Source organism: Sphingopyxis sp. Root1497, assembly GCF_001427085.1.
Taxonomy (GTDB): domain Bacteria; phylum Pseudomonadota; class Alphaproteobacteria; order Sphingomonadales; family Sphingomonadaceae; genus Sphingopyxis.
The window spans coordinates 114,250-120,900 of record NZ_LMGF01000003.1 but is presented as its reverse complement, the minus strand read 5'-3'; the positions used below and the strand labels follow the sequence as shown (position 1 = coordinate 120,900).

The 6,651-nt window shown below is 71.1% G+C and carries 10 protein-coding genes; 9 read left to right on the top strand and 1 reads right to left on the bottom strand.

Annotated features, from left to right (window positions below; genetic code table 11):
- The first annotated feature begins 16 nt into the window (after positions 1–16).
- The 3 genes from ASD67_RS23970 to gp17 are packed head-to-tail and all read left to right on the top strand — an operon-like array spanning position 17 to position 1,100.
- Complete coding sequence (locus ASD67_RS23970; protein ID WP_443028026.1) at positions 17–166, top strand: phage fiber-tail adaptor protein; 150 nt, start codon at positions 17–19, stop codon at positions 164–166.
- Positions 166–714 (top strand): head-tail connector protein, encoded by a 549-nt coding sequence (locus ASD67_RS04115; protein ID WP_056343811.1) that lies wholly within the window; start codon positions 166–168, stop codon positions 712–714. The genes ASD67_RS23970 and ASD67_RS04115 overlap by 1 nt, the downstream gene beginning before the upstream one ends.
- Positions 711–1,100: a tail completion protein gp17 gene (gp17, locus tag ASD67_RS04110; protein ID WP_056343809.1), complete on the top strand. Its 390-nt coding sequence runs from the start codon at positions 711–713 to the stop codon at positions 1,098–1,100. Before ASD67_RS04115 ends, gp17 begins: the two co-directional genes overlap by 4 nt.
- A 76-nt stretch (positions 1,101–1,176) precedes the next feature.
- Here gp17 and ASD67_RS04105 read toward each other — a convergent pair whose 3' ends face one another.
- The gene (locus tag ASD67_RS04105; RefSeq protein ID WP_056343806.1) at positions 1,177–1,515 is read right to left on the bottom strand and encodes a hypothetical protein; all 339 of its coding nucleotides are present in this window, start codon (positions 1,513–1,515) and stop codon (positions 1,177–1,179) included.
- 48 nt (positions 1,516–1,563) lie between these two features.
- Between ASD67_RS04105 and ASD67_RS04100 the strand changes: the two genes are divergently transcribed.
- The 6 genes from ASD67_RS04100 to ASD67_RS04075 are packed head-to-tail and all read left to right on the top strand — an operon-like array spanning position 1,564 to position 6,201.
- Complete coding sequence (locus ASD67_RS04100) at positions 1,564–1,971, top strand: phage major tail protein, TP901-1 family (protein WP_056343803.1); 408 nt, start codon at positions 1,564–1,566, stop codon at positions 1,969–1,971.
- A gap of 5 nt (positions 1,972–1,976) precedes the next feature.
- Complete coding sequence (locus tag ASD67_RS04095) at positions 1,977–2,285, top strand: gene transfer agent family protein (protein ID WP_056347003.1); 309 nt, start codon at positions 1,977–1,979, stop codon at positions 2,283–2,285.
- On the top strand, positions 2,282–2,485 hold the full coding sequence (locus ASD67_RS04090; protein ID WP_056343800.1) for a phage tail assembly chaperone: 204 nt from the start codon (positions 2,282–2,284) through the stop codon (positions 2,483–2,485). The genes ASD67_RS04095 and ASD67_RS04090 overlap by 4 nt, the downstream gene beginning before the upstream one ends.
- Positions 2,478–3,047: a hypothetical protein gene (locus ASD67_RS04085; RefSeq protein WP_056343797.1), complete on the top strand. Its 570-nt coding sequence runs from the start codon at positions 2,478–2,480 to the stop codon at positions 3,045–3,047. Before ASD67_RS04090 ends, ASD67_RS04085 begins: the two co-directional genes overlap by 8 nt.
- Positions 3,047–5,380: a DUF2460 domain-containing protein gene (locus ASD67_RS04080; RefSeq protein WP_056343795.1), complete on the top strand. Its 2,334-nt coding sequence runs from the start codon at positions 3,047–3,049 to the stop codon at positions 5,378–5,380. Before ASD67_RS04085 ends, ASD67_RS04080 begins: the two co-directional genes overlap by 1 nt.
- Complete coding sequence (locus tag ASD67_RS04075; RefSeq protein WP_056343793.1) at positions 5,380–6,201, top strand: DUF2163 domain-containing protein; 822 nt, start codon at positions 5,380–5,382, stop codon at positions 6,199–6,201. Before ASD67_RS04080 ends, ASD67_RS04075 begins: the two co-directional genes overlap by 1 nt.
- Positions 6,202–6,651: the final 450 nt, after the last annotated feature.

Below are 6,651 nucleotides of genomic sequence, written 5' to 3'. Positions count from 1 at the left end.
GGCGGGCGGCGTCGCGGTGTCGGGGGCGAGCCATGATTTGCTGCGCTGCGCGGCGACGTTGGACGGCGGCGAGGCGGGGGGCGTCTATCGGGTGACCAACCGGGTAACGCTGAGCGACGGGCAGATCGACGAGCGATCGCTGACGCTGCGGGTGGAGGAACGCTGATGATATCGCAGATCGAGAAAGGCGCGGCGCCGGTGGGCGTCGCCGAGGCGAAGGCGTGGCTGCGGCTGGGCGCGGGACAGGACGATGCGGTGGTCGCGGGGCTGATCCGCAGCGCCGCCGACCTGTGCGAGGCGTTTACCGGGCAGATGCTGATCGTGCGGACGGTGCGCGAAGAGATGGTGGTGACGCACGGCTGGACGCGGCTCGCCAAGCGGCCGGTGGTCGCAATCGACGCGGTGACGGGGCTGGTCGGCGAGGCGGAGATCGTGCTGGCGGACGACGACTGGCGCGCCGACATCGACCGCGATGGCGGCGCGCGGCTGGCGATCGATGCGCCGGGCGACGCGACGCGGGCGCGCGTGACCTATCGCGCCGGGCTGGCGGCCGATGCGAACGGCGTGCCCGAGGCGATCCGCCAGGGGCTGATCCGGATGATCCAGCATCTGCACGAGGCGCGCGACGATGGCGCGCGCGAGGTGCCGGCGATCATCGCGGCGCTGTGGCAGCCGTGGCGTCCGTTTGGCCTGAGAGCAGGCGCGTGGCGATGAGCGCCGAACAGGCGGTGCGCGCGCGGGCGCTGGCGCTGCTGGCGGACGACGCGGCGCTGGCGGGGCTGGTCCACGGGGTGTTCGACGGGGTGCCGGCACGGGCGAGCGCCCCCTATGTCAGCGTCGGCGCGGCCGAGGGGAGCGATTGGGGGACCAAGGATGTCGCGGGACGCGAGGTGCGGCTGACGCTGGCACTGGTCGGGGTCGGCGCGGCGGCGGGCGATGGCGCGGCGGGGCGGATCGAGGCGCTGGTGCCGGGGCTGCGCGGTGAAGGCGATGGCTGGAGGGTCGTCGGCGCGCGGGTGGTCCGGACGCGGTTCGGCTTTGCGAAGGATGGGGGGTGGCGGCACGAGATCGTCGTGCGGTGCCGGTGTCTGGTGGGGTGAGGCGATACGTCGCCCCCGCCTTCGCGGGGGCGACGGTAGTTTTGCTGCACCTTATGCTGCGGCCTCGCCGCGGCGCTTATTCGCCGCCGGGCAGGGTGTTGGTCGAGCTGTAATCCTTGAACTTGTCGGTGAAGTTCGCGTGATAATCCTCGATCTGCATGTCGGCGTCGTCGGTGGCGTTTTTCTCGCTGTCGCCGGCGGCGCGGCCGAAGGCGATCACCGCGGCGCGGAAGGCGTCGCGCTCGGACGAGCAGGTCGATTTCAGCGCCATTTCATATTCGGCCTCGCCCATCTTGGCCTCGAGCGACTTCTTCATGTCGTCGCGCAGGCATTTGGTGAAGGCGGCACGCGTCGTGTCGACGCTGGCGGTCGACGCCGGCGCCATGGTGGCCAGAAGTATCGTTGCAATCAGCATCCTGCGACTCCCCGTTTACGCATGATTTTATGTTGAGGAGATTAGACGATGGCAATCGAAAATGGGAGCGCCTTTTTGCTCAAGATCGGCGATGGCGAGGTACCGCCGGCGTACCAGACGGTCGCGGGTTTGCGGACGACGCAAATGTCGGTGAACGGCGAGGCGGTCAACGTCACGACCAAGGACAGCGGCGGGTGGCGCGAGCTGTTGTCGGGCGCCGGGGTGCGCTCGGTTTCGGTGAGCGCGGCGGGGATCTTTACCGGGTCGGACGCCGAGGTGCGGGTGCGCGGCCATGCCTTGTCGGGGGCGATCGACGCCTATGAACTGGCGTTCGAGAGCGGCGAGCGGATGCAGGGGCGGTTCCTGGTGACGCGGCTCGACTATGCCGGCGATTATAATGGCGAGCGGCAATACACGCTGAACCTCGAGAGCAGCGGTCCGGTGGTGAGCCTGTGACCGGGGTGGCGGCGAACAGGCTGCGCGGCGAGGCCGAGCTGCGGGTCGGCGAAACGGCGTTCGTGCTGCGGCCGAGCTTTGCAGCATTGGTCGCGGCGGAGGACGAGTTGGGGCCGCTGTTCGCGCTCGTCGAGCGCGCGGCGGATGGCCGGCTGGGGCTGGGCGAACTCGCGGCGCTGTTCTGGCATTGCGTCGAGGGACGGCCCGCGGCGCTGACGCGCGAAGCGGTGGGCGAGGCGGTGGTGGCGCAGGGGCTGGCCGCGGTGACGCCGGCGCTGCGCGTGCTGCTCGGCCAGATATTGCAGGGACGATGAGCGACGCGTTCGGGCCGGGCGCGGTGCGGCTGGCGGGGGTGATGGCGCGCGTCGCGGGATGGCTGCCCGGCCAGTTCTGGGCGGCGACCCCCGCCGATGCGGCGGCGGTGCTGGCGGCGTGGGCCGACGAGGATGGCGCGGCGATGCCGATGGCGCGCGATGTGCTGGGCGCGATGATGGAGGCTTTTCCCGATGGGTAACGAGATCGACGAGATGCTGGTGACGGTGCGCGCCGACACGAGCGTCTTCCAGCGCGACGTCGCGGCGATGCGCGCGGCGCTGGAGGGGCCGCTGATCGCGGGCGCCGATGCCGCGGGGCGCGGCATCGAGCGCGCGCTGAGCCGGGCGATCCTGACCGGCAAGCTGGGGTTCGAGGATCTGAAGCGCGTCGCGCTGTCGGTGATGGCCGACATCGCGCGCGCATCGATTTCGAACGCGCTGGGGGGCGGGCCGCAGGGCGGCGGGGGCAGTGGCGGCCTGTTGGCGCTGGCGACGTCGATCGTGCAGGCGCTGCTTGGCGCGCCGGGGCGCGCGACGGGCGGGCCGGTGAGCGCGGGGCGCGCGTACCGCGTCGGCGAGCGCGGACCCGAGCTGTTCGTGCCGACCGCGAGCGGGCGGATCGAGCCGGCGACGGGCGGGGCGGTGCGCAACATCGCGATCACGGTCAATGTGCGCGGCGAGGGCGGTAGCGAGCCGGCGCGGCTGGCGCAGACCGGACGGCAACTGGCGCGCGCGGTGCGGCGCGCGGTGGAGGCGGACTGATGGGCTGGGCATTGGTGGCGGCCGAGCCGCATCACAGGAAGGGGTGGATCAAGCGCTTCGATCCGCGGTTCTGGACGGTTGATTTTGCGCGGCCGATGATGGCGAGCGTCGTGACGACGGCGCCGGCGGCGCTGCGGGTGGAGACGGTCTTTTATCAAAAGCAGGATCTGGCGGGGCTGATCTGGGCGGCCGAGGATCGCTGGGATCATTCGTTGCTCGCTTATGAAACTAGCCGCGATTTCCGGCATTGCCAGCTGAGCTTTCGCTGGCGGTCGGGCGGGGTCAAGCCGCTCGATGCGCTGCACGGGCCGACGCTGACGATCGAGGGGCGCGATGCGGAAGGGGAGGCGCGTGCCTGGTATGTGCGGCTGTGGAACTATGCCGAGGGGACCGGCGATGATGCGCTCGTCAGCCTGAATTTCGATGCGCTCGACGGCGGCTATCTGCTGCCCGGCGAGGCCGATCGGGTGTGGGCGGGCGACATCGACCGGATGTTCGTGTCGCTGGTGCCGCCGGGCTATGACGGCAGCGACGGGGTGCTGACGGCGCCCGTCGCGGGCTGGGCCGAGATGAGCGAGATCGCCTGTTCGGGGTCGGGATCGGTGCTGGCGATCGGCGATGCGATGCTGCCCGAACATGGGCTGGGGATGACGAACGGCTATGACGATGCTTATCACCTGACCCCGGCGCGGGTGGTGCGGCAGATCGTCGCGCTCGGCTATCGCGGTGACGTCGTCCATTATGTCGGGATGAGCCACTATATGCGGCTCGAGGCGTCGGGAGAGGGCTTTTACGCGAGCCTGGCCGGCGGGACGATCAATGCGCCGTGCGCAGCGTGGCATGCGAGGTTCGCCGACGCCTGCAAGGACGCGGGGTTGGGGGTGATCTGGTCGCTGTCCTATGAATATTTCGACGAATATTGCTGGAACGACTGGAAGCAGCGTGATGCCGAGGGCGCGCCGGCGCTGACCGGATGGGTGCCGCCGTCGACCCTGTTGTCGCCCGCCAATGCGGTGGCGATGGGCTATCTGCAGCTGGTGGCGCGGGCGTTCGTCGGGGTGGCGGTGGCGGCGGGGCTGCCGGTGAAATTCCAGGTCGGCGAACCCTGGTGGTGGGTCAATCCGGGCGGTAAGATTTGCGGTTACGATGCCGCGACGACGGCGGCGCTCGGCGGGACGAGCGTCGCAATCCCCGACCTGCGCGCGGCGCTCGACGGCGGACAGCGAGCGATGCTCGATGCGTTGGGGGCGTTGCTCGCGGTCTCGACCGCGGCGCTGGTCGCGGCGGCGCGCGACGAGGCGGGGGCCGCCGGGCTGGTGAGCCATTTGCTGGTGTTCCTGCCGACGGTGTTCGACCCCGCGGCGCGCGAGGTGCGGCGGGCGAATGTTCCGGTCGGATGGGCGGCGCCGGCTTTCGATGTGCTCCAGCTCGAAGATTATGACTGGGTGACCGGCGGGCGTGGGGCCGAGACCGGACCGGCGCGGAGCGCGATGGTGGCGCGGCTGGGCTATCCGATTGACGAACAACATTATTTTTCGGGGTTCGTGCTGCGGGCGGAGGATCGCGACCAATGGGCGGCGATCGCCGAGGCGGCCGGGGCGAGCGTGCGCACGGGGGTGGCGCGCACGTTCGTCTGGGCGCTGCCGCAGGTCGCGCGCGACGGGTTCGTCTGGTTCGACGGGGAGGATGACGTGCAGGCATTTGATGCGGTGGATTTCCCGCTGGCGATCGGGCGCGAGGCGCTCAGCGTGACCGAATTTTCGACCCAGATCGTGAGCTCGCCGTCGGGGCACGAGCAGCGCGCGAGCGAATGGGCCGAGGCGCGGATGCGCTACGATGCGGGGCCGGGGGTGCGGTCGGAGGGTGACGTGCGGGCGCTGGCCGACTTCTTCCGCGCGCGGCGCGGTGCGGCGCGGGCGTTCCGGTTTCGCGATCCGTTCGACCATGGGTCGGCGGCGGATGGCGGGTTGCCGGCCGCGTCCGACCAATGGCTGGGGACCGGCGACGGGAGCCGACGGCAGTTTGCCTTGGTGAAGCGTTATGGCGCGGGCGAGGCGGTGCAGGAGCGGGCGATCCGCCTGCCGGTCGCGGGCAGCGTCAGGGTGTCGGTCGACGGGATCGAGACGGCGGCGTTCGTGGTCACCGGCGATGGCGAGGTGCTGCTCGATGTCGCGCCTGCCATCGGGGGCGCGGTGCGCGCAGGGTTTCGTTTCGATGTGCCGGTGCGTTTCGCCGAGGATCGGCTGGAGGTGAGCCGCGCGACCTTTCTGGCGGGCGAGATGGCGACTGTGCCGCTGGTCGAGGTGCGGGCGCCCCAAGGGATTTCGGGGTGATGCCGGCGGCGCCCGACTGGCTGCGTGAGGAGTTGGTGACGCTCGCCTGGTGCTGGCGGCTGGCACGGCGCGACGGGGTGGTGGTGGGGCTGACCTCGCACGACCGCGACCTGATGCTGGGCGGCACACTGTATCGCGCGGCGCCGGGGATGAAGCCGTCGGCGCTCGAGACGAGCGACAGCCTAGATGTCGAGACGATGGACCTGGAGGGCGCGGTGTCGAGCGCGGCGATCGCCGCCGCCGACCTCGACGCGGGACGCTGGGACGGCGCGCAGCTGGCGCTGATGGTGGCCGACTGGAGCGCGCCCGACGCGGCGCCGGTGGTCGTGGCGCGCGGCGAACTGGGCGCGGTCGAGCGACGGGGATCGGCCTTCGCCGTGGAATTGCAGGGCGTGATGCGGTCGCTCGACGGGCCTGCCTGCCCGGCGACGTCGCCGTCGTGCCGCGCGGCGTTGGGCGACCGGGCGTGCCGGGTCGACCTGGCGCCCCTGACGCATATGCGACGGGTGGTCGCGGTCGACGGGCGCGCGGTGACGCTCGACGCGCCGGTCGCGGCGGGGACGATGGCGTTCGGCGAATTGCTGTGGATCGAGGGCGCGGCGTGCGGGCTGGCATCGCCGGTGATCGCCGACGACGGGGCGGTGCTGGTGCTGGCCGATGTTCCGGGGGTTCTGCCCGTATTGCCAGCGCGGGTGCGGCTGACCGAGGGGTGCGACCGGCAATTGGCGACGTGCGGCGCACGCTTTGCCAATTCGGTGAATTTTCGCGGCGAGGCGCATCTGCCGGGCAATGACCTGCTGACGCGCTATCCGGGTGGATGAGCTTGGTTGCCGTGCCTTTGCGGCGGCGCGGGCGATGGTCGGGGTGGGGTTCCGGTTGCAGGGAAGCGATCCGGCGACGGGGCTAGACTGCGTGGGGCTGGTGTGGGCGGCCTATGCCGTGGCGGGGAAACGGCTGGTGCGGCCGGGCGATTATCCGCTGCGCGGGTGGGCGCGGGGGCGGGTCGAGGCTGGGCTCGCTGATGCCGGGTTCGGGCCGGTGGCGGATGGGCGCGTCGGCGATGTCGCGTTGTTCGCGTTGGCGGCGGGGCAGTTTCATCTGGGGCTGATCGGACCCGCGAGCCTGGTGCATGGGCATGCCGGGCTGCGGCGGGTCGTCGAGACGCCTTTGGGTGATGAGCTTTGGGAGGCGGAGCGGTGGCGGCTCAAGGTCGGGAGCGGACATGAAAATCCTCCCTGTCGCGAAGCGATGGGGAGGTGGCAGCGGCATAG

Coding starts and splice junctions, on each gene's coding strand:
- ASD67_RS04115 (WP_056343811.1), top strand. CDS start 166: ATGATATCGCAGATCGAGAAAGGCGCGGCGCCGGTGGGCGTCGCCGAG.
- gp17 (WP_056343809.1), top strand. CDS start 711: ATGAGCGCCGAACAGGCGGTGCGCGCGCGGGCGCTGGCGCTGCTGGCG.
- ASD67_RS04105 (WP_056343806.1), bottom strand. CDS start 1,515: ATGCTGATTGCAACGATACTTCTGGCCACCATGGCGCCGGCGTCGACC.
- ASD67_RS04100 (WP_056343803.1), top strand. CDS start 1,564: ATGGCAATCGAAAATGGGAGCGCCTTTTTGCTCAAGATCGGCGATGGC.
- ASD67_RS04090 (WP_056343800.1), top strand. CDS start 2,282: ATGAGCGACGCGTTCGGGCCGGGCGCGGTGCGGCTGGCGGGGGTGATG.
- ASD67_RS04085 (WP_056343797.1), top strand. CDS start 2,478: ATGGGTAACGAGATCGACGAGATGCTGGTGACGGTGCGCGCCGACACG.
- ASD67_RS04080 (WP_056343795.1), top strand. CDS start 3,047: ATGGGCTGGGCATTGGTGGCGGCCGAGCCGCATCACAGGAAGGGGTGG.
- ASD67_RS04075 (WP_056343793.1), top strand. CDS start 5,380: ATGCCGGCGGCGCCCGACTGGCTGCGTGAGGAGTTGGTGACGCTCGCC.